The sequence below is a fragment of the Paenibacillus sp. UNC496MF genome (genome assembly GCF_900113915.1).
GTDB lineage: Bacteria > Bacillota > Bacilli > Paenibacillales > Paenibacillaceae > Paenibacillus_Z > Paenibacillus_Z artemisiicola.
The window spans coordinates 440401-462434 of record NZ_FORE01000007.1; the positions used below are offsets into that span (position 1 = coordinate 440401).

Sequence of the window (22034 nt, forward strand, 5' to 3'; positions counted from 1 at the left end):
CATTTAGTGCAGGAGCACTTCTTTCTGGTGCTCGCATATGCTGTGCTGCACGATTTCCATCGCGTCTTCCGGTTCCAGCCAAGCCAATCCGTCCCGCAGCACGATATTCAGGTTCAATTCCCGCTCCGTGAGGAAAGGCACTAATTCCGGCGCTAATTTCTCCACAATCTGTACGAGCCTGACCGTTTCCATATCCATGAAGCATCACCCTTTCATCGTAATGGAGGGTAAAACGTATGGCACGAAACTTTGTTGTACGACGGGATAGCCTTATTATAACAGTCGGGGTTTGAAAAACCTAGTGCTCTTTCAAAAATCCATGTTTGTCTCGGCTGCCGCCGCGGGTAAAGGCAAGAGGGGGGCTACACCGTCGGCTTGCGGAATTCGCCAAGGACGGCGACCGTCTCGACGATATTGACGAACGCTTTGGGATCGGTCGCGGCGATGATTTTGCGCAGCTCGCTAAGCTCGTAGCGCGTGGTGACCGTCATGAGCATGTCCTTCTCTTCGTTCGTGTAGCCGCCGCGGGTCCGGATCACCGTGACGCCGCGATAGAGCGGGATGAGCGCCGCCCGCATCGCTTCCGTCCGCGACGTGACGATGAAGGCCGTCATTTTGACGTGGTTGATGTGGATCAGATCGATGATCTTCCCGGAGGTGAAGATGGAGAGCAGGGAGAAGAGCGCGACGTCCCAGTTCTTCGTCATCAGTCCGAGCGCGCCGATCACGGAGCCGTTCATCACGAAGATGAGCATGCCGATGGAGATGTCCCGCCTGCGCGTCACGATGGCCGCGACGACGTCGAAGCCGCCGGAGGAGGAGCCGGAGCGAAGCGCGAGCCCGCTGCCGAAGCCGACGACGACGCCGCCGAACACGGCGCCGAGCATGATGTCGGAGACAAGCGGCTTCTGCGGCACGAGCTGCAGAAAAAGCGTCGTCGCCGCGACGGACACGAGGCTCCAGCCGACGAAGCGGAGGCCCAGCTCGCGCCAGCCCCAGAGTAGAATGGGAACGTTCAGAATAAAATAGAGCCAGCCGATATTGAGGCCGGTCGCGTAGCCCGCGATCATCGTGATGCCGGAAACGCCGCCGCTGATCATCTTGTGGGGAATCAGCAGCTGGTTGAAGCCGAAGGCGATCAGCAGCGCGCTGAGCAGCGTCGCGGCTGCGGTTCGGGACGCTTTCATGGTCGGTCGCCACCTCGAATGTTTCTTGCTGGAATAACATTTAGTATGTGCCTTCCGCCTTTGCTGGTATTCTGAAACCCAACTGTGTTATAATGAACTGTATATTTTCTGTAGGATGCAGATAGAAGGAGATTGAAACAGTTTGAAAACATTCGCTGAATTCGGCCTGGAGCCCAAAGTGCTCCAAGCCATTACGGAGCTTGGATTCGAGGAATCGACCCCGATTCAATCCAAAGCCATTCCAATCGCGCTTACCGGATCGGATCTGATCGGTCAAGCACAGACGGGCACGGGGAAGACGGCAGCCTTCGGGATCCCGCTCGTCAACAAAATCCCGGTCACGGAAGACCGCATCGTCGCGCTCATCATGACGCCGACCCGCGAGCTTGCGATTCAAGTATCGGAAGAAATCGGCAAGCTGACCCGCTACAAAGGCTTGCGTTCGCTGCCTATCTATGGCGGACAAGAGATCGGCAGACAGATCCGCGCGTTGAAAAAGAGGCCGCAAATCATTATCGGAACGCCCGGCCGGTTGCTCGACCACATCAACCGGAAGACGATTCGTCTCGACGACGTTCAAACGGTCATTCTGGACGAAGCGGACGAAATGCTCGACATGGGCTTCATGGAAGATATTACGTCCATTCTTTCTCTGGTACCGGAAGACCGCCAAACGATGCTGTTCTCGGCCACGATGCCGCCGAACATCCGCAGACTGGCGGATCAGTTCCTGAAGGATCCGCAGCACGTGTCGGTCATCCCGACGCAGGTGAGCGCGCCGACGATCGACCAGGCGTATATCGAAGTGCACGAGCGCCAAAAGTTCGATGCGCTGAGCCGGTTGCTCGACATGGAATCCCCTGAGCTCGCCATCATCTTCGGCCGTACGAAGCGCCGCGTCGATGAACTGAGCGAAGCGCTGCAGAAGCGCGGCTACTCCGCGGACGGGCTGCACGGCGACTTGTCGCAGAACCAGCGCGACGCCGTCATGCGCAAATTCCGCGACGGCAGCATCGACGTGCTCGTGGCAACGGACGTTGCGGCGCGCGGTCTCGACGTTTCGGGCGTAACGCATGTTATCAACTTCGACCTGCCGCAGGATCCGGAGAGCTACGTCCACCGTATCGGCCGTACCGGCCGCGCGGGCAAAGAAGGCACGGCGTGGTCGTTCGTAACGCCGCGCGAGCTCGACCACATGCACTTCATCGAGAAAGTAACGCGCCACAAAATCGCCAAGAAGCCGCTGCCGAGCATCGCGGAAGCGATCGAAGGCAAGCAGCGCGTCACGGCGGAGCGCATTCTCGAAGCGATGGACGGCGAGTCCGTCCACGAGTTCAAGGCGATCGCCATCCAATTGCTGGAGCAGTACGATTCCGTCAACCTGCTCGCGGCGGCGATCAAATTGATCACGGGGGAGAAGAAAGACGTGAACATCGAGCTGACGCCTGAGGATCCGATCCGCGCGAAGAAACGCAGACCGGACGTGCGCACGAACGGACGCCGTTTCTCCGGCGGTCCGTTCGGCGGCGGCAACCGTTCCGGCAGCGGTCCGCGCGGCCGCGGCGAAGGCGGCGGCTACGGCGGCGGCAACCGGGGCGGCTACGGCGGCAACCGGAGTTCGAGCGGCAGCGGCAGCAGCGGCGGCGGCTATAACCGCGATCGCGACCGTGATGGCGGCGGCGGCGGCTACAGAGGCCGCGGCGAAGGTCGCTCGGACGCGCCGCGCCGTCCGCGTCCGTCCGCAGACGAATAGATTTGAACGTGACCGGGGCTTCCGTTTACCGAGCAATCGGATGAACGGAAGCCCTTTTCTTTAACCGGATCCTCGGCGCCGGAGCAGCGTTCGACGACTCTTTGCGCGCAATCGCGCGGCTGACCCGACTGACCGGCGGAAATGCCGCAGCGGCAAGGCTGAGCGGTCTAGAGAGCGAGCGGAACGGACGCGGCGCAGGCACGTATGAAGGGGTATAGCCATATCTGCGGTACGCGGCGCGGATTCCCGAAAATGGACGTTGGCTTTATTCGGCCGCCTATATTATAGTTATCGTAGGACGAAATGAAATCGCTTGCTAGGAGGATTCGGCAGTCATGGAAATGAAAGGCATGATGGGCGGGTTTTACAAAATTTCAGAGTGGATCATGCGATTATCGGTCACGAATATCCTGTGGCTCATCTGCTCGATTCCGTTCGTGTTCGTGTTGCTTCCGATCCTGTTCGCGGAAACGACCGACCAAGTTACATCCAATCTCATTATCGCGGCGATTATCGCGCCGTTCACGCTCTTCCCGGCTACGGCCGCGCTGTTCGGCGTCGCGCGCAAATGGGTGATGGGCGAAGTGGACGCGCCGCTTCTGCGGACTTTCTTCAAAAATTATAAAGAGAGCTATGTCCAAGCCATGCTCGGCGGCATCCTGTATGCCGTGCTGTTCGCGATTCTGATCGTGGACTTCCGGGTCTATCTGGTCAAGCTCGGATCGATGGGCATCGTCTCGTATTTGTTCGTGGCGCTGATCGTCCTGGTCGGCGTGTCGCTGCTCAACTTCTTCTCGATGCTGGTGCACTATCACATGAAGACGCTCCAGCTGCTGAAGAACGCGCTGCTCATCACGATCGGACGCCCGCTTCGCTCGCTGTCGACGGTCGTCATGTGCGGGGTCGTGCTCTTCATCAGCTTCAGCTCGCCGAAATTGATGTTCCTGGTTCCGTTCTTCACGATGAGCCTCGTGGGCGTCATCGCGTTCTGGAACTTCTACGGCATCTACACGAAGCTGCAAATGCAAGCGGAGAAAGCGGCGGAGGCAGAGGCCGAGGAGGAGCGCAAACGGCTGGAGGAAGACGCGGCCATCATGCTGCCGAACACGGAGGACGGCCGCACGACCATTAAATAACGGCGCGCGTCACGTTTACTTTTGCGCCGGAACGGTCTATAATAGCAGTACATCCTGCGATGTGCGTTACGGCTATACACTTGTTTTGAACCAATGGCTGTTTTTAGGGAGACTAATATCGAAACGCGGCTGACAAGCCCTCGAAAGGGGATCTCAAAAACGTTTCTGCGGCCACCCACCTGCGAGAGCGGGTTCAGAAACAAGCTAGCCGGACGGCATGGCGGGTTACTCACGAAACGAAAAGGGGGCAACCCCTTTTTTTTATGTCGCAAATTGTGCTATGATAGCTCTTAGCGTACATAGAAGACGTTGGAGGGGGAGATTGCCTTTGTTGAAGCGGACCCTTATCGGGTTGCTGCGCAGTCACGAACTGACTGGCGATAAAGCGAAAGATCCGTTGCTGAAATCCCATTATTACAAGCTATCTCGAGAAAAAGCGTGGGAAGAAGTCGTCTCCACACTCAAAAAAATGCAAGGCTACCGGCTTTTGCACGAAGTACAGTCCGTCGGCGAAATCGTGCTGGAGAAGCGCACGATGACCGGCCGAACGATGGATATTACCGTATCCGTCATCAACATCAATCCCGTGACGTCCGCGGTCGACATCTATTCCGCGTCGCGCGGCTCCTTTGGCGACCTAGGGTCTAATTACCGTACGATTCTTGATATTTACCGAACGCTCGATAAGAAGCTGGCTCAATACAAAACATCCAGCATATAAATAAACGGGAAAAAGCGAGGAAGGGGATCCCTGTCCTCGCTTTTCTGATGATTCCGTCCGAATGGCTTATACGAGTGCTTGCAGCGCGTTCAGCGCGTTTTCGTAGTTCGGGTGTTCCGTCATTTCGCTAAGCACTTCGATGTATTGGATCTTATCGTTGGCGTCGATGACGAAGATGGCGCGCATGTCGAGCGCGAATTCCTTGATCAATACGCCGTAAGCTTCGCCGAAGTTGTTGTTCTTGTAGTCGGAGAGCAGAACCACGCGGTCCACGCCGGCGGCGCCGCACCAGCGGGCTTGGGCAAACGGAAGATCCGCGCTGACCGTCAGGATGACGACGTTGTCGCCGAATTTGCTTGCTTCTTCGTTGAAGCGGCGGGTCTGCGCGTCGCAAACGCCCGTATCGATGGAAGGCACGACGCTGATGAGCTTCACTTTGCCGGCATAGTCCTTCAAGGAAACGACGTCCACGAGCGATTTGTTCAGTTGAAAATCAGGGGCTTGGTCGCCGACCTTGAGTTCCGGTCCGATCAGCGTAAGCGGGTTGCCTTTAAATGTCGAAACGCCTGCACGTTCTTGAGCCATTATGAAATAGCCTCCTTGATTGGAATTGGTTTCTACCAAAATCATTATAAGCATAACGAAATACGGTTGTCCAATAAGGATGCGTAAAGGAGACGTCCATGATCTTTCTTCGTTACGAAAGCTTCCAAGGCTATTTGCGGATGTATCCCGTCACGTCCGCGATTCTGCTGCTCAATATTTTGGCGTATGCGGCCGATCACTTGCTGTTGGACGGCCGGCTGCTGAATTGGGGCTTGTTTTACAGCTCCCCGGGCGACAATTACTTCTCGTTGGAGGAACCGTGGCGTTATGTGACGGCCATCTTCCTGCACCTCAGTCTGTCGCATATTTTCTACAACCTGTTCAGCATTCTCGTCTTCGCGCCTCCGCTCGAACGGATGCTCGGCCATTGGAAGTACGCCGCGTTCTTTCTGTTGAGCGGCATCGTCGGCAATTTGGTCAGCGTCATCGCGAATCCGACGACGGCCGGAGCCGGCGCTTCCGGCGCGATCTACGGCGTGTTCGGCGCGTATCTCTTTTTGGCGCTGATGAAGCGGTCGCTGGACCCCAACTCGCGCAAGACGGTGTATACGATTTTGATTTTCGGCGTTATTTATACGCTGATCGTGCCGAATATCGGCATCTGGGCGCACTTCGGCGGCTTGCTGGCCGGGTTCGCGCTCGCTTATGCCTACGACTGGTACCTGATCGCTAGACGGGACCGCTCCTATCGGCGGTGACGCGGGCAGCGGGATCGAACCAAGCTTTTTTGGGGGATAGGAACGTTATGGAGCTTCGTCAATTGTATTATTTCGTCAAAGTAGCCAAACGGGAGCATGTCACGAAGGCGGCGGAGGAACTGCACGTGGCCCAATCGGCCGTCAGCCGGCAGATTCATCAGCTCGAGGAGGAGCTGGGGGCGAAGCTGTTCCTACAGAAGGGCCGCAATCTGCAGCTGACGCCGGTCGGATCGCTGTTCCTGAAGCGCGCGGAGGTGATTCTGGCAGATCTCGAGCGGGCGGTCATGGAGATCCAGGAGTTTCTGGACCCCGACAAGGGCGAGGTTCGCCTCGGCTTCCCGCACAGCTTGGGCATCTCGCTCATTCCGGAGGTCGTCGCGGCGTTTCGTAAAATGAACCCGAACGTCAATTTCCGCTTCCGGCAAGGCATGTATCCGTCGCTGATTCAGGATGTGATGAAGGGCGACGTGGATCTGGCCTTCGTCTCGCCGTATCCCGAGAAACACGCGCACGTGACCGGGCAAACGGTGCTGACGGAAGAGCTGTTCGCCATCCTGCCTCCCGGCCATCCGCTGTCGGGCGAGGAAGCGATCGATCTGAGCCAGCTGAAGGACGAGACGTTCGTGCTGTTCAGCGACGGCTATTCGCTGCGCCCGATCGTCATGGACGCATGCCGGGAAGCCGGGTTCGCGCCGCGCATCGGGTTCGAAGGGCAGGAGACGGATACGATCCGCGGTCTCGTGGCGGCCGGCATGGGCGTCAGCCTGCTTCCGGAGATGGCCCTGCAGGGCGCGGGCAAGCTGCAGCCGGCCAAGGTGCGCGTCCGTTCGCCGCGCGTCACGCGGACGATCGGCTTGATCTATCGCTCCAACGAGAAGCTCCCCCTTGTGGCGAAAGCGTTTCAGCGGTTTTTGCTCGATTTCTTCGCCTGCATTGAATCGAAGAACCGGATGTAAGGCAGCCGCGCTCGAGGAGCGGCGGCTCATGGACGGAACGCCTTGTACGGCGCCGCGGCTGCTTTCCGCCGCGCCGCGCAAGGCGTTTTTTGTCGTGCCGCCGAGCGGCCCGCCAGGTCTGAACGGCCGCCCGCAAGGAGATACTGGAAGGCAAATGCTGTGCATGAACGATAGCGGAGGCGGACGGCGGGATGAGCAAGGAATGGCGAAGAAAGAGGCAGCGCAGGGTATTTCACGCCCTGCTCGGCATGAGTCTGCTGTTGGCCGGCATGTTGCTTCGGCTGGCCTGGCTGCAGCTGGCGCCGGCGAAAACGGCGTCCGCCGAAAGCTCGCATTGGAAGACGGAATCCGTCGCCCAGCGGGAACGCGAACTCGTGCTCGACAGCGGACGCGGCGATTTCGTCGACCGGCACGGGTTGACCTTGACGGGAGAGACGTACGAGGCGCTCGCGGTGTTTCCGCTGCAGGCGAAGGCGCGGCCGGCCGGCGACCCGGCGGACTTGACGCGCCTGGCCGCCGCGCTCGGCGTGCCGGAGGAACGGCTGGACCGCTGGATGAAGTCGCTCAAGGAACCGGCGTTCTGGCAGGCGGAAGGAGCAGGCAGGCCGCTTAAACTGACGGCGAAGCAGGTGGAGGTCATGCGCAGGCTTCGGCTGAACGGCGTGCGCGTCCTGCCGTACCGGAACCGGTATCCGGACGGCTTCCGCGCCAAGCACGCGCTCGGTTACGTCAGCCAGCATCCCGAGCTGCTGCGGCTGGATTACGCGCTTCGGCTGCGGGAGCGGACGATGAAGCTGACGGATCTGACCGGAGGAGCGGGACTCGAACGCTCGCTGGACGTCCTGCTGCAAGGAACGGGACCGACCACGGTATCGTATTTCACCGACGGCGCGGACAAGCCCATGCACGGCTTAGAGTGGCGGTTGAAACGGCCGACGAATCCGTTTTATCCGATACGGGTGCGAACGACGCTGGACCGAACGGTGCAGAACCGGCTGGAAGCCTATGTCGACAAGGAAGGCTTGCGGGAAGGCGCGGTCGTGGTCTTGGATGCGGACACCGCGGACGTCGTCGCGATGATCTCCCGACCGGACACCGCCCCTGGGCGGGGGGCCGGCACCCGGACGGAGGACTACGCGAATCGCGCCGTGCGGGCCGCGACGCCGGGCTCGATCTTCAAGCTCGTAACGGAAGCCGCCGCGCTCGAGGCCCATGCCGTCGACGAAAGAGAGCTGTTCCACTGCGGGGGCGATTATGGCCGTTACGGGCTTCACTGTTGGAAGCGCGGCGGCCACGGCAACCTCACGCTGCAGGACGCGCTGGCCGGTTCGTGCAACGTCGCGTTCGCCACGCTGGCGGAACGGCTGGACGCGCGCCAGCTGGATGTCACGGCCGAGAAACTCGGCATCGGGGAGCAGGTGGGTTGGGCAAGCGCCGCGCCGTTCGCGCCGCTGGACAGGCCGCTGAGGCTGCTGCCGGAAGAGGAGGGCGGCCATGTGTTTGCCGCCCTGCCGACCGTTCGGGACGGCGGGCAGCTGGCGCAGACGGGCATTGGCCAGCGCGACGTGCGGCTGTCGCCGCTGCAGGCGGCCAACCTCGTCGTCACGCTGCTGCACGGCGGCCTGGTGCAGGAGCCTCGGCTCGCGAGCGAGATCCGCTATGGCACCGGTCAGCTGCTGGCCGGGATTCCGCGTCAAGCATGGCCCTCGCGTTACGGCCAAGTGAGCCGGAAGACAACGGAGACGATTCTGCGCGGCATGGAAGCGGTCGTGGCCTACGGCACCGGCCGAAGCATTGCCGAAGGCCGGTGGCCCGTCGCCGGGAAATCCGGCACCGCGCAAGTGATGCAGGGCGGCACGGAACGGCTCAATCAGTGGTTCGTCGGGTACGGTCCCGTCCGTTCGCCCCGTTACGCCGTGGCCGTGCTCGCCGAGAATCGCGGCGTCCGCACGTCCAATCAGGCGACGCGGCTGTTCCGGGGCGTCATGGACATTTTGGCGGCGCCCGGCCAATGAAAGGAAAAAGCCGGATCCATCAACGGATGGAATCCGGCTCTTCGTACGGGTTCGTGGGGTTCTCGAATTCGCCCTTCGGCGAATGAATCCAGCGGTGGAAGTACCGCTGATCGTACAGCGCCTTCAGCAGAATCATGAGGATCGGCGACAAGATGACCCCTGAGATGCCGAAGATCGAAAGCGATACGATCATGAAGGCGAGCATCGTAAACGCCGAGACGCCGAGCGTATCGCCCGTGATTTTGGGCTCCAGGATTTGGCGCGTGAGCACGACGAACAGGAACAGCACGGTCAGCCATATCGCGAGCGACGTCTGGCCCACGATGAAAAGGTAAATAATCCATGGAATAAAGACCGTCCCCACGCCCAGCAGCGGCAGCACGTCGAAGAACGCGGACAAGAGCGCGATCGAGAAGGCGTTCTGCACGCCGAGCGCCAGCAGCGCGACGAAAATCACGGCGAACGTGATGCTGATCAGCTTGCCCTGCGCTTTCAAGTACCCCGCAATGCCGACAAAGACGTTTTCGCGCAGAAACTGAAACGCGCGCTTGAACGTGTTGGGCGTCTTTTCCTTCGCGAGACGCTTCCACTCCGTGATTTCCAAGCTGAGAAAATAGGCGAGAATAATCCCGATCGAGAAGTTAATGATAAACGTGGAGAACGACATCAAGTAACCGCCGAGCGCGCGCAGGAAATTCACGGCCAGCCGCTGGCCCCAATCGGTGACGTAGCCGATGACTTCCTCGGCCTTGTCGACGACGTCCGGAGGCAAGCCTGAGATCTTGTCCTGCAGCAGGCCGGCGTTCGACTGAAACTGGTCGACGAGCAGCCGCTGGTACGTCGGAAGCTTGTCCGCGAGCCCCGTGACCTGCGTCGTCACCACGTAGCCGGCGCCGACGAACGCGGCGACGATGACGAGCGTGAAGAGAAGCACGGATATGCCGGCGGCGATCGATTTCTTGAGACCGAGGCGCGTCAGCCAGCGGGCCGGCGGTTCGATGAACAAATAAATCAGGAACGAGAGAAAGATCGGCGTCGCGATGCGGTATAAATAACTGAACAGGAACATGATGAGCCAGACCGTGAAGATGATCAGCGCGATATCGAACGCGGTCCGCCAATACTTACGATAGAAAGAAAGCATGACAAAGCTCCTTTTCACTCTATGATTCTCTTATAGAATACCATTATTTCCTAATAACGCTATGTTTAGTGCATGGATTTCGCGCCGTCTTAACGTTTACTTTAACTTACGTAGCCGATTTCCGCGGGGCTATGGTACAATGGATGAAGCGATCAAGCAATGGGCACATGGCACTCCCTCTTCCATGGACGAACGAGCGATTGAAACTAGGGGTGGTGGGAAAACGAGACATGGAAAACTTCCTGCTGTGGGGCTTTTATTTTTTGACGTTTTATGCATTTTTGCCCGGTTTGGTCAGCCGGACGTTCGGATTTCGCGTATTCAAGCGGGGACGGGCGGAGCGCGAAATCGCGCTTACGTTCGACGACGGCCCCGATCCGGTTTATACGCCTTTGCTGCTTGATCTTTTAAAGCGCTACGATGCCAAAGCGACGTTTTTCGTCGTGGGCATCCATGCGGAGAAACATCCGGAGCTGCTGAAACGGATGCATGACGAAGGACATGTAATCGGCATTCATAATTACGTGCATAAAACGAACTGGCTCATGCGTCCGCGTACGGTCAAAAAACAGATCAACCGTACGTGCGAAATCATCCGTCAAGCGACCGGGTCGCAATCCGTATATTACCGTCCGCCGTGGGGCATCGTCAACCTGTTCGATTTTTCGAATCTGGGCCACCTGCAAATTATACTATGGTCGGCCTTATTTGGCGATTGGCGCAAGCGCGTGGGTTCCGAACGGCTGCTGAACCGAATGATGAAGAAGCTTCGCCCGGGCGAAGTGCTCCTGCTGCACGATTGCGGCGCGACGTTCGGCGCGGACAAGGATGCGCCAGCAAACATGCTCGCGGCGCTGGATCCGTTTTTGGCCGCCGGGCAATCCAAGGGCTACCGGTTCGTGAACATCGCGGACATGATCGCGCTGACCGACCGAACCAAGAAGAAGGCGAAGAAGCCCGCGGCCATGAGTTGGATGAAGCGGATCGCCGTCTCTTGCTGGATGGGCTGGGAACACGTCTTCCACGTCCTGTTCCGGGTCAAGGAAGTCGCCGAAGACTGCTTGTTTTTTTACCGGGTCGTGCCGTACCACGGCAAGACGCTGACGCTTTCGGACGGCAGCACGATCGCCGCGAAGGATCCCGTGGTCGAGCTTCACATGGACAACAAGAAGCTGTTGAAACTGATGTCCGAAGCGCGGTCGATGATGCAGCTGGCCGTCATGCTGCTCCGGGAAGCCAAGAAGAGCATGCCGCAGCTTGCGCGCAAGCTGGCCGCCGACGAAGCGGCCCAACCGGCGAAAGGGGTTTACGGCGTCAGCATGATCAACCGGGGCGTGGAGCAGTTCGGCTTCGACGTGCTGCCGATCCCCAAGGGCTTATTCGATACGTCAACCCGCCTTTATTTGAGGCTGCTGCTTCGGGTGCTCAACCCTTCGGGCAAGGAGCGCTTGCATGACCAGAGAAGCAAGCTGACGCCGATTATCATGGCCATGTCCATGGAGCACTTCTGGCAGCAAACCGGGAGCGAGCTTCGGAACGAAACGAGCGCCGCGCGCAGGAATCCGTCCAAGGCATACGAAGACGGCCTGCACGGCGGGGACGACCTCCCGCCCGTCGCGTACGACAATTCAAATGCCGCAAGGGAGTTTACGCCCTAGCGGCATTTTTTTTGAAAATCAACCCCAATTCGTGGCGATGAATTGAAATTGCAATTTTCCCCTTCGCGGGTAAGATGGATCTAGATCCAAACGTTATTCGCGAAAGGGCAACCGATATGAAGCGGCAAACACGCCAAGAACCCGACAATCGATGCGAGTTCGCCGCATCCTATATGTTCGGCGGCTTGAACGAGGCCATGCGCTTGGCATTCGAGGATCACTTGGCGCGATGCGGCGAATGCCGTCAGTTCGTGTGCGACATCGCCAGCGTCACGGACGGCTGCCCGGAGCCCGGAGCCGCCGAATGCGCGCCGCCAGCCGGGCTCAAGGCATGGGTCCGCGCGCAACTTCTGCACGACGATTTGACGGAGGAGGAGCTTGCGCACTCGCCGAGGATCATCGGGGGCATAGTCGCGGTTTGCCTGCTGCTGATCACGGCCGCGGCGCTGTCAGCCTTCCATACGAACGAAATGTCGGCCACCGGCTCAAGTCTCGCCGCTCCGTATCACATCCAACGCATCGTCGATCTGCAGGCTGCAGATGCGGGCTTCGCTGCCGGAGCCGAGGGGCATGCCGTCGTTATCTTCGACGGGTTCGGCGCCCATCTAATCGTGCAAGCCGATAAGCTCCCTGAACCCGAGAAGGACGAAGCTTACCGCGTCTGGCTGCAGAAGGACGGCGTCTCCGTCGGCGCCGGCACGATCCCGACGGAGGCGGGCGAAGGCGCGCTGCGCTGCGACGGCATTACGGAGCGCTACGAACGGATTGCCATCTCGCTGGAGCCCGACGCGTTCGTCGCGAACGGCCCGCACGGACCGCTCGTGCTGACGGGGGATTTCTCTTAGCCGGGGTCAACGATGATGTGCTTAATGATGCATATAACGATCGAACACGGCACCGAAGTCTTTGGATTTGAACTGTTTCTGCGTATCGGTCAACCAGTTGAACGCGATCTGGTTGACTGCTTTGAATTGCTCGGACAAGTCGATTTCCGCCTTGTGAATCTGGCTGACGGTCGCGGCCGCCATATCGAGGCTCTGCCGCGCGAAGCTGAGCGAGATCTCGTTCTCGTGGGTAATTTCGGCGATTTTGATTAGCGCTTTGTACAGATCCTTCAAGTCCTCGACGTATTTTTTGCTGACGTCGATGGAGAACGGCGTACCGCCGAGGGAGAATTTGATCTCGACGTCCAGATCGACCGTACCCGCCGTTTCGAGCGTGACGTCCGCGACCTTATAGGTGCTGTACGCATAGCGATGCAGGATCCGCTTCTTGCTGATGGCGCTATCGCCGTCCAGATGAAGGAGCGCCAGATTGGTGAAGCAGTATTCGTCCGACTTGGACTTGATGACGAAATAAATTTTCTCCTGATCTTCATGCAGAATATAATCGTCTGCGTCGACCTTGTCGTAGTGCTCCGGCTTAATGACGGCGCCAAGATCGCTTAACCCCAGTAAATCCGCGGCTACTTTACCGAACATATGCGTACGTCCTCCTCGTATAAAAAAAATCGCCCTGCGTAATGAACTGACATTCAGTCATACGCAGGGCGATTCCTGTTCGTTTCACGTTAGCCCCGAAATGAAAGGCAGACGGGGGCGTTCTTTAGTTGAACTTGAGCACGCCGCCCGTGCTGGCGTTCGTGACCAGATGGGAATAGCGGGCCAGGTAGCCTTTTTTGATCTTGGACTCGAAGCCCGGCCATGCGGCACGGCGCGCTTCGAATTCCTCGTCGCTGATCAACAGGTTCATTTGGTTGTTGTTCAGATCGAGCTCGACGATATCGCCGTCATGGACGAACGCGATCGGTCCGCCTTCGGCCGCTTCCGGCGATACGTGGCCGATGCTGATGCCGCGGGATGCGCCGGAGAACCGGCCGTCCGTGACGAGGCCTACTTTCGCGCCGAGACCCATGCCGACGATTTGCGATGTCGGCGCCAGCATTTCCGGCATGCCCGGTCCGCCTTTCGGGCCTTCGTAGCGGATGATGACGACGTGGCCTTCTTTAACCTTGCCGTTCGCGATGCCGTGAAGCGCTTCGTCCTGCGAATCGAAGCAGATGGCAGGACCTTTGTGGTAGCCGCCGACGGACTTGTCGACCGCGCCGACCTTGATGATCGCGCCGCGCGGCGCCAGGTTGCCGAACAGGACGGCCAAGCCGCCGCGTTGGCTGTGCGGATTATCCAGCGTGTGGAGGACGTCCGTGTCCTTGATGTCGTGTCCGGCGACGTTTTCGCGCAGCGTTTTGCCCGTGACCGTCAGCATGTCGCCGTTCAGCGCGCCTTCCTTCTTGAAGAGCTCGTTGATGATGGCGCTGACGCCGCCGGCATTGTGCACGTCTTCGATGTGGTAATCGGAAGCCGGCGCGATCTTGGCGAGGTGCGGCACGCGCGCCGCGACTTCGTTGATGCGCTCGATCGGGTATTCGATGCCGGCTTCATGCGCGATGGCGAGCGTGTGAAGCACGGTATTCGTGGAGCCGCCCATCGCCATGTCGAGGGCGAAGGCGTTGTCGATGGATTCCAGCTTCACGATATCGCGAGGCTTGAGGTCCATTTCGATCAATTTCATCAGCTGGCGAGCGGATTGCTTGACAAATTCTTTGCGCTCCGGGGAGACGGCGAGAATCGTGCCGTTGCCGGGCAGCGCGAGGCCGAGGCCTTCGGCGAGGCAGTTCATGGAGTTCGCCGTGAACATGCCGGAACAGGAGCCGCAGGTCGGGCAGCCGAATTGCTCGAGCTCGGTCAGGCCGGCTTCGTCGATCTTGCCGGCTTGGTAGGCGCCGACGCCTTCGAAGACGCTGGAGAGCGAGATGGAACGGCCGTCGGACGTTTTGCCGGCTTTCATCGGGCCGCCGCTGACCATGATCGTCGGGATGTTGACGCGCAGCGCGCCCATGATCATGCCCGGCGTGATTTTATCGCAGTTCGGGATGCAGACCATGCCGTCGAACCAGTGCGCGTTGACGACGGTCTCGACCGAGTCCGCGATGAGCTCGCGGCTCGCAAGGGAGTAGCGCATGCCGATGTGGCCCATGGCGATGCCGTCGTCGACGCCGATCGTGTTGAATTCGAACGGCACGCCGCCGGCTTCGCGGATCGCTTCTTTCACCAATTTACCGAATTCTTGGAGGTGAACGTGGCCGGGAATGATGTCGATGTACGAGTTGCACACCGCGATGAACGGTTTGCCGAAATCTTCTTCCTTGACGCCGGCGGCACGCAGCAAGCTGCGGTGCGGAGCGCGGTCAAAGCCTTTTTTGATCATGTCGGAACGCATCTTGTTTGAAGCCATATCGGTACCTCCCAATTGATTGTGCAATATTATTGAGTAGTCTATCACATTGCACTAGGAATGACCAGCATTCCGAGCCTTCGGGTCCCTCGCGAAACGATGGGAAAATCGGGTCTGATACGCAGCGTTCGGAAGATCGTTTCGACATAAACTGACATGATATTAACCGTTTGTTCGGAAATCATCGAATAATCTTTCATGATATGTTAGTAAACTTAACGCAAATTATTTACTTGCCCGGAACAGGCCGTTATAATAGAAGGGCATCGCTCGGAATTACTCTCGTCGCGGTGCCACCTAGTATAACGTTTCGCAAGATATGGATGAACCTAAAATAGAAGGAAGAGGTGCGTTCATGCAGCTGACTGAGCGCGAGAAGGAGAAGCTTCTCATTACGATCGCCGCCGATTTGGCCCGCAGGCGCCTTTCCCGCGGCGTCAAACTGAACTACCCGGAGAGCGTTGCGCTCATTACGTCCGAGATTTTGGAGGGCGCCCGCGACGGCCGGACGGTCGCCGAGCTGATGGCATACGGCACGACGATTCTGAATCGCGGCCAGGTGATGCCCGGCATTGCCGAGATGGTTCACGAAGTGCAGGTGGAAGCGACCTTCCCGGACGGCACGAAGCTGGTTACGATTCATCATCCCATTCAGTAGCGACAGAGAGGATGATCGCCAATGATACCTGGGCAATACCGCACCGCGCCTGGCGAGATCGAATTGAATGCCGGCCGCGGGACGACGGAGATCGTCGTGGTCAACAAGGGCGACCGGCCCGTTCAGGTCGGCTCGCATTTTCATTTTTTCGAAGTGAATCGCGCGCTCGAGTTTCCGCGCGAGGAGGCGTTCGGCATGCGGCTTGACATTCCCGCCGGCACGGCGGTTCGGTTCGAGCCCGGGGAAGAGAAGCCCGTGCGGCTTGTCGAGCTCGGAGGCCGCAAGCGTTCTTACGGCCTGAACGGGCTTACGAACGGAGCGGCCGTCCGCGGCGCGCTTCCCGAAGAGGTCCGCGAGCGTCTCGCGGCCTGGAAGGGAGATCCGTCATGAGCAACATGGACCGAAGCAGCTACGCGGCGATGTTCGGCCCGACGACCGGCGATGCCGTCCGGCTCGCGGATACGGAGCTGTGGGCGATGATCGAACGGGATTACACGGTTTACGGCGACGAATGCAAATTCGGCGGCGGCAAAGTCATCCGCGACGGCATGGGACAATCAAGCGGCGCGCTGCGCGGCGAAGGCGTGCTCGATACGCTGATTACGAATGCCATCGTCATCGACCATTGGGGCATCGTGAAGGCGGACATCGGCATTCGCGACGGCGTCATCGCCGGCATCGGCAAAGCCGGAAATCCCGACATCATGGACGGCGTCATGCCGAACCTGGTCGTGGGCGCCAGCACGGAAGTCATCGCGGGCGAAGGCAAAATCGTGACGGCCGGCGGCATCGACGCGCATATTCACTTTATCTGCCCGCAGCAGATCGAGACGGCGCTCTCCTCCGGCATCACGACGATGATCGGCGGCGGGACCGGCCCGGCGACCGGCACGAACGCAACGACTTGCACGCCCGGCGCGTGGCATATGCGGCGCATGCTGGAAGCGGCGGAGGCGTTTCCGATGAATCTCGGCTTCACCGGCAAAGGGAACGCTTCGTTCGTCGGACCGCTCGTCGAGCAGATCGAAGCGGGAGCGATCGGACTGAAGCTGCACGAGGATTGGGGCACGACGCCGGCGGCGATCGACGCGTGTTTGGAAGCGGCGGACCAGTACGACGTGCAGGTCGCCATTCATACGGATACGCTGAACGAAGCGGGCTTCCTGGAGGATACGCTGGCCGCGATCAAGGGACGGACCATCCATACGTACCATACGGAAGGCGCCGGCGGCGGCCATGCCCCGGACATCATTCGCGCGGCGGGCGAGCTCAACGTACTGCCTTCCTCCACGAACCCGACGCGTCCGTTTACGGTCAACACCATCGAAGAGCATCTGGACATGCTGATGGTCTGCCATCATTTGGACAGCCGCATTCCCGAAGACGTCGCGTTCGCGGATTCCCGCATCCGGCCGGAAACGATCGCGGCCGAGGATATCTTGCACGATATGGGCGTCTTCAGCATGCTGAGCTCCGATTCCCAGGCGATGGGGCGGGTCGGCGAAGTGATCATCCGGACGTGGCAGACGGCGGATAAGATGAAGAAACAGCGCGGCCCCCTTGCGCCGGACGCCCCGGACGAAGCGGACAACTTCCGCATCAAGCGCTATATCGCCAAATACACGATTAATCCTGCGATCACGCACGGCATCTCGCATCTGGTCGGTTCCATCGAACCGGGCAAATTCGCCGATCTGGCGATTTGGAGCCCGACGTTCTTCGGCGTCAAGCCGGATCTCGTGCTGAAGGGCGGCACGATCGCCTATGCGCAGATGGGCGACCCCAATGCGTCGATTCCGACGCCGCAGCCGGTATTCGGCCGGATGATGTTCGGGGGCTACGGCAAGGCCGTCGCGAGCAATTCCATCACGTTCGTATCGCAGGCGGCTTACGATCTCGGCATCGCGCAAGAGCTGGGGCTGCGGAAGCGCATCGAACCGGTGCGCGGCTGCCGCGCCGTCACGAAGAAAGACATGATTCACAACGACGCGACGCCGGTCATCGAGGTCAACCCCGAGACGTACGAAGTGAAGGTCGACGGCGTGCCGGCTACGTGCGAGCCCGCGGAAGTACTGCCGATGGCGCAGCGGTACTTTCTGTTTTGAGCGAAGAAGCGAAGAGGGCGCCGACGGTCGAAGGGGAAGCGGCGGCGGAGGGCATCGTGCCTTGGCTCGCTTTGCAGCAGCTGTTGGATTCGGCGCTGCCGATCGGCGGGTTCTCGCATTCCTTCGGGCTCGAGACGCTCGTGCAGGAGGGAGCGGTTCGAACGAGCCGGCAGCTGGAAGACTACCTGACGGCCATGCTGACGCAAAGCTGGTCGACGTCCGATCTGATGGTCGTCAAGGCGGTTTACCGCGACGTTCCGGCAGAAGATTGGCAGTCGCTGTGGCACGTGGAGCGGCTCGTGCACGTGCAGCGGGCGGCGGCCGAGACCCGGACCGGCATCGAGAAAATGGGCCGGCGGCTCCTGCGGCTGCTCGCCGCGATGCATCCGCAGCTCGATTGGCGGCCATTGTCGGAGGCGTCCAAGCGCGGCGATTGTTTGGCGACGCATCCGCTCGTGTTCGGCTATGCCTGTCACCGCTTCGGCATTCCGCTCGCGCAAGCGGCGCAGGGCTATTTGTACGGCTGCATCGCGACCGGCGTGAACAGCGCGCTCCGGCTGATGTCCATCGGGCAGACGGAGGGCCAGCAGCTGATCGCCCGGCTTGCGCCCCGGGCGGTCGAGGCTTGGGCGTTCGCAAGCGCGCTTCGGCCGGAGGATGCCTATGCGAATATGCCGCTCGGCGAAATCGCGATGATGCGCCACGAACAGCTCTACTCCCGCTTGTTCATGTCGTAGGCAGCGGAACGGAATTTGCGGGACGGCGATTTCAGGTTCCGGTAAAAAGACGTTCGATATCGAAATGGGTTTTCTAAAATCCGAGGAGGCATGCCTTATGTGTCAAGGACAAGGTCATCATCACCGCGAATGGGAACAACCCGCGCCGGATCGGTCGCGGCCGATCCGGATCGGCATCGGAGGCCCGGTCGGCTCCGGCAAAACCGCTCTGGTCGAGAAGCTTGCAGGCGCGATCAAAGACAAGTACAACGTCGCGGTCATCACGAACGATATTTATACCAAGGAAGACGCGCGAATTTTGGCCGCGACCGGCGTGCTGCCGGAAGAGCGCATCATCGGCGTGGAGACGGGCGGCTGCCCGCATACGGCGATCCGCGAAGACGCCTCCATGAACTTCGAGGCGGTCGACGAGCTGACCAGCCGTTTCGACGGGCTGGACCTGATCTTCATCGAGAGCGGCGGCGACAATTTGGCGGCGGCGTTCAGTCCCGAACTGGTAGATCGCTTCATCTATATTATCGACGTGGCCCAAGGGGAGAAGATTCCCCGCAAAGGCGGACCGGGCATAATGCGCTCCGATCTGCTCGTCGTGAACAAAATCGATTTGGCGCCGTACGTCGGCGCGAGCCTGCAGGTAATGGAGGAGGACGCGAAGCGGATGCGAGACGGGCGTCCGTACGTGTTTTCGAATCTGTACGGCGGCGTGAACGTCGATCAAATCGTGGCCTGGCTCGAGCATGAGCTCGCGCATGCGCGCGGCATCGCGCATCGCCACGATCATGAACACGATGCAGCCGAACATCGTCACGGCTGAGGCGCTGCGCGTTTCGGAGCTGAGGGCTTCGTTTCGGAAGCGGGATGCGCATACCGTGCTCGCGTCCAAATACCACACGGCGCCGATCAAAATCGCCAAGACGTTCCCGCTGGGCGGACCGCTCGGGGTCATCGTCATGGACGTCTCGCCCGGTCTGTTGGCCGGCGACCGGTACGAGCTTCAATGGCGAATCGAGGAAGAGGCGCATGTGTACCTGACGAACCAATCCTTCACGAAGGTGCATCCTGCGCCCGATGAACGGTCCGGCTCGTCGATGAAGCAAGTTTTCGAGCTCGGCGCAGGAGCCGTCGCGGAATGGATGCCGGAGCCGACGATGCTGTATCGCGACGCGGCGTTCGTTAACGAGGCGGAGGTTCGGCTTTCGCCTGGCGCCGTATGGATGGGCGCGGACGTCTATTGTCCGGGGCGCACGCTTCGCGGCGAACGTTTCGCGTATCGCGAATTTCGCAACAAGCTGCATGTGTATTATGGAAACGAATTGATTTATGCCCAGCATCAGCGGATTTTGCCGGCGAGCCAACAGTTGGCGGCGCCCGGCTGCATGGCTGACATGACGCATACCGGCGTGTTTTACGCGTTCTCCGACCGGATCGGCATGCCCGAAGCGGAGGCGGTCCGCGAAGCGCTAGGCGGCTTCCCGATCCGGGAAGGGCAGCCGCTTATATGGGGCGTCACCTTGACGCATAAGCACGGCTTGGCGGTGATGGCGACCGGCAATGCCGCTTGGGCGCTGCAGGAAGCGCTGGCGGCGGCGTGGTCGGCGCTCCGCATGCGGCTTCTGCGTCTACAGCCGCTGACGTTTCGGAAATGAACAAAGCTGGCGGGGAATCCCGCCAGCTTTGTTCGTTTCTTACGTTTCTAATGAAGAGGAAGATTGCGTAAAGTCGGATTTCGTCATCCCGAAGTATTCGACGTCTTCGTACCGGTCCCATTTCCGGATATGTTGCTTCATGGTGCCTTCGTGCCGCATGCCGGACTTGCGGAGCACGGCGGAGGAGGCCGGGTTTCGCGTCATGGCGGCGCCCCAGATCCGGTTCAGGTTCAGCTCCTCGAATCCGAAACGGATGACGCGGCTTGCGGCTTCGGTCGCATAGCCATTGCCCCAGAACGCGCTGCCAAGCCAATAGCCGAGTTCGGCGCGCCGATGTTCGGACGCGAGGTTCAGGCTGACGCAGCCGATCAACCGGCTTTCGGACCGCACGACGATCGCGAACGTATAGCCGTGCCCGTGCTTGGCGGCGTCGGAACGAAACGCGATCCAGGTATCGGCGGCGCCGTCGGGGTACGGATGCGGAAGCGAAAGGGTCGTGCTCGCCACGGCGTATTCGCCTGCTAAGCGCTGAACGACGTCGGCGTCTTGCGGCCCGAACGGACGCAGCAGCAGCCGTTCGGTATCGAATTGCAGGCGCATGCCCGCTCACCTCGCCCCGTTTTTCGTTCATTATACCGCAAAAAGAACCCCGACGCGCCCCTTTTTAAGGAGAGGGCTTGGGGTTCTGCGGTTGCGCCTGAGCCGAATATGGCGTTAAAGCCGTTACTCCGAGGAACCGCCGCCTTTGTTCTTTTTATCCGAAGTGCGCGTGGTCGTATTTTGACGTCCGTGTCCTTGCTGCTTGGCCATGTGTATCCCTCCTTCCGCGAAGCTGTTGCGTATTGTGCGTAGGATGGGAAGGCATTATGCGCATGAAAAAGCCCCGGTTCGAAAAGACGTCCGTCGTTTCGCGCCAAGGCTTTTGGGATGGCTACATGGCCATGGGTTTACGTGCCGAGAGCAAGTTTTTTACCCCGTGCTGTCTCCATCTCGGGACATGCACCTGTTTGGTCTCGGAACAGCTTCGGTCGAAGCAGATCAGGCCGTCGGTGACGGAAAGCACTTTTCCGGCGTTCACGTAGCAGTTCGAGCTGACTTTCACGAATTGGCCCGAAGAAATGTAGCGGTTCAGCTGTTCGGTAGGGACGCTCTTTTTTATATTGTAGTTTCTACCGTGGAAGCTGACCAGGCCGGCTTTGCCGACTTTGAAGTAGTAAATGTCCTTCTCGACCTCGAAGTTTTCGTACGTGCTTCTCGGTTCCTCCGCTACTACATTCATCATGTATTGCTCCCCCTTCTTAAGATGAAGTTGTTAGCGCTTTCATTCTATCATAAAGCCATTGCCTTGTGAACCGGAGGACAAGGTTTTAACGAAAATATTTGTTTTCAAGGAGCGGAATAGAAGCGTTCTATTCATGACTGTTCAAGCGTAGTAGAGCGCTACTGGCGGCGGTTTTTCTTGTGTAAAATAATACCTGTTGCATCCGTGGTTTTATTCGTGGTATATTCGTACTCCGGCCGGGACGAACGAGAAACGGCACGGTGATCGAAAACGAAACAAGCCCGAAATTAAGGCTTGCCAAACGGTTTCGAGATATGATATATTCTAATTCCGGTCATGAGCCGGACGATGGATGTAACAACTTTGTTCCTTGAAAACTGAACAATGAGCGACCTGTCAAAAGGTTTGAACAAGCAAGTCAGCGATGAGCTAACAAGC

22 protein-coding genes and 1 other RNA gene are annotated in these 22034 nt (G+C 59.4%); 15 read left to right on the forward strand and 8 right to left on the reverse strand.

Going from position 1 to position 22034, the window contains the following annotated elements; translation table 11 throughout:
* Positions 1–3: 3 nt before the first annotated feature.
* Positions 4–198 (reverse strand): hypothetical protein, encoded by a 195-nt coding sequence (locus BMZ79_RS13780; protein ID WP_090640946.1) that lies wholly within the window; start codon positions 196–198, stop codon positions 4–6.
* 164 nt (positions 199–362) lie between these two features.
* Positions 363–1187, reverse strand: a complete 825-nt coding sequence (locus BMZ79_RS13785) for a YitT family protein (RefSeq protein WP_090640948.1) — start codon at positions 1185–1187, stop codon at positions 363–365.
* 142 nt (positions 1188–1329) lie between these two features.
* Here BMZ79_RS13785 and BMZ79_RS13790 point away from each other — a divergent pair, with 142 nt between their 5' ends.
* The 4 genes from BMZ79_RS13790 to BMZ79_RS13805 all read left to right on the forward strand — a co-directional run bounded on the left by BMZ79_RS13790 (position 1330) and on the right by BMZ79_RS13805 (position 4797).
* Positions 1330–2940, forward strand: coding sequence for a degradosome RNA helicase CshA (locus BMZ79_RS13790; protein WP_090640950.1), 1611 nt, complete (start codon positions 1330–1332; stop codon positions 2938–2940).
* Between the two features lie 335 nt (positions 2941–3275).
* A complete protein-coding gene (locus tag BMZ79_RS13795) occupies positions 3276–4076 on the forward strand; it encodes a YesL family protein (RefSeq protein WP_090640951.1) in 801 nt (266 codons plus the stop codon).
* 48 nt (positions 4077–4124) lie between these two features.
* Positions 4125–4307: non-coding RNA, 6S RNA (gene ssrS / locus BMZ79_RS13800), on the forward strand.
* 97 nt (positions 4308–4404) lie between these two features.
* Positions 4405–4797 (forward strand): DUF1499 domain-containing protein, encoded by a 393-nt coding sequence (locus tag BMZ79_RS13805; RefSeq protein WP_090640953.1) that lies wholly within the window; start codon positions 4405–4407, stop codon positions 4795–4797.
* A gap of 66 nt (positions 4798–4863) precedes the next feature.
* Here the strand turns inward: BMZ79_RS13805 and tpx are convergent, their stop codons facing one another.
* Positions 4864–5382, reverse strand: coding sequence for a thiol peroxidase (gene tpx / locus BMZ79_RS13810; protein ID WP_090640955.1), 519 nt, complete (start codon positions 5380–5382; stop codon positions 4864–4866).
* A gap of 98 nt (positions 5383–5480) precedes the next feature.
* Here tpx and BMZ79_RS13815 point away from each other — a divergent pair, with 98 nt between their 5' ends.
* From BMZ79_RS13815 to BMZ79_RS13825, 3 genes are all read left to right on the forward strand, one after another.
* Positions 5481–6101, forward strand: coding sequence for a rhomboid family intramembrane serine protease (locus BMZ79_RS13815; protein WP_090640956.1), 621 nt, complete (start codon positions 5481–5483; stop codon positions 6099–6101).
* Positions 6102–6148: 47 nt separating this feature from the next.
* Complete coding sequence (locus BMZ79_RS13820; protein ID WP_090640957.1) at positions 6149–7057, forward strand: glutamate biosynthesis transcriptional regulator GltC; 909 nt, start codon at positions 6149–6151, stop codon at positions 7055–7057.
* 191 nt (positions 7058–7248) lie between these two features.
* Entirely contained in the window at positions 7249–9072 is a 1824-nt protein-coding gene (locus BMZ79_RS13825) for a peptidoglycan D,D-transpeptidase FtsI family protein (RefSeq protein ID WP_090640959.1), read from the forward strand.
* 19 nt (positions 9073–9091) lie between these two features.
* Here the strand turns inward: BMZ79_RS13825 and BMZ79_RS13830 are convergent, their stop codons facing one another.
* On the reverse strand, positions 9092–10216 hold the full coding sequence (locus tag BMZ79_RS13830) for an AI-2E family transporter (RefSeq protein ID WP_090640961.1): 1125 nt from the start codon (positions 10214–10216) through the stop codon (positions 9092–9094).
* 230 nt (positions 10217–10446) lie between these two features.
* Between BMZ79_RS13830 and BMZ79_RS13835 the strand changes: the two genes are divergently transcribed.
* Positions 10447–11874, forward strand: a complete 1428-nt coding sequence (locus BMZ79_RS13835) for a polysaccharide deacetylase family protein (protein WP_090640962.1) — start codon at positions 10447–10449, stop codon at positions 11872–11874.
* Positions 11875–12077: 203 nt separating this feature from the next.
* Positions 12078–12719: an anti-sigma factor domain-containing protein gene (locus BMZ79_RS13840; protein WP_177222141.1), complete on the forward strand. Its 642-nt coding sequence runs from the start codon at positions 12078–12080 to the stop codon at positions 12717–12719.
* 21 nt (positions 12720–12740) lie between these two features.
* Here the strand turns inward: BMZ79_RS13840 and BMZ79_RS13845 are convergent, their stop codons facing one another.
* Positions 12741–13355, reverse strand: a complete 615-nt coding sequence (locus tag BMZ79_RS13845; protein WP_090640966.1) for a PH domain-containing protein — start codon at positions 13353–13355, stop codon at positions 12741–12743.
* A gap of 124 nt (positions 13356–13479) precedes the next feature.
* A complete protein-coding gene (gene ilvD / locus BMZ79_RS13850; RefSeq protein ID WP_090640967.1) occupies positions 13480–15168 on the reverse strand; it encodes a dihydroxy-acid dehydratase in 1689 nt (562 codons plus the stop codon).
* Between the two features lie 355 nt (positions 15169–15523).
* Between ilvD and BMZ79_RS13855 the strand changes: the two genes are divergently transcribed.
* The 6 genes from BMZ79_RS13855 to BMZ79_RS13880 all read left to right on the forward strand — a co-directional run bounded on the left by BMZ79_RS13855 (position 15524) and on the right by BMZ79_RS13880 (position 20314).
* Positions 15524–15826: an urease subunit gamma gene (locus BMZ79_RS13855; RefSeq protein WP_090640969.1), complete on the forward strand. Its 303-nt coding sequence runs from the start codon at positions 15524–15526 to the stop codon at positions 15824–15826.
* A gap of 21 nt (positions 15827–15847) precedes the next feature.
* Positions 15848–16216, forward strand: a complete 369-nt coding sequence (locus BMZ79_RS13860; RefSeq protein WP_090640970.1) for an urease subunit beta — start codon at positions 15848–15850, stop codon at positions 16214–16216.
* The gene (ureC, locus tag BMZ79_RS13865) at positions 16213–17931 is read left to right on the forward strand and encodes an urease subunit alpha (RefSeq protein ID WP_090640972.1); all 1719 of its coding nucleotides are present in this window, start codon (positions 16213–16215) and stop codon (positions 17929–17931) included. The genes BMZ79_RS13860 and ureC overlap by 4 nt, the downstream gene beginning before the upstream one ends.
* Entirely contained in the window at positions 17928–18668 is a 741-nt protein-coding gene (locus tag BMZ79_RS13870) for an urease accessory protein UreF (protein WP_256252725.1), read from the forward strand. The genes ureC and BMZ79_RS13870 overlap by 4 nt, the downstream gene beginning before the upstream one ends.
* Positions 18669–18765: 97 nt before the next feature.
* Positions 18766–19482, forward strand: coding sequence for an urease accessory protein UreG (gene ureG, locus BMZ79_RS13875; RefSeq protein WP_090640974.1), 717 nt, complete (start codon positions 18766–18768; stop codon positions 19480–19482).
* Entirely contained in the window at positions 19406–20314 is a 909-nt protein-coding gene (locus BMZ79_RS13880; protein ID WP_256252726.1) for an urease accessory protein UreD, read from the forward strand. Before ureG ends, BMZ79_RS13880 begins: the two co-directional genes overlap by 77 nt.
* A gap of 39 nt (positions 20315–20353) precedes the next feature.
* Here BMZ79_RS13880 and BMZ79_RS13885 read toward each other — a convergent pair whose 3' ends face one another.
* Both BMZ79_RS13885 and BMZ79_RS13890 read right to left on the reverse strand, forming a co-directional pair.
* On the reverse strand, positions 20354–20914 hold the full coding sequence (locus BMZ79_RS13885) for a GNAT family N-acetyltransferase (protein ID WP_090640976.1): 561 nt from the start codon (positions 20912–20914) through the stop codon (positions 20354–20356).
* A 331-nt stretch (positions 20915–21245) separates the two neighbouring features.
* Entirely contained in the window at positions 21246–21596 is a 351-nt protein-coding gene (locus BMZ79_RS13890) for a hypothetical protein (protein ID WP_090640977.1), read from the reverse strand.
* Positions 21597–22034 lie beyond the last annotated feature (438 nt).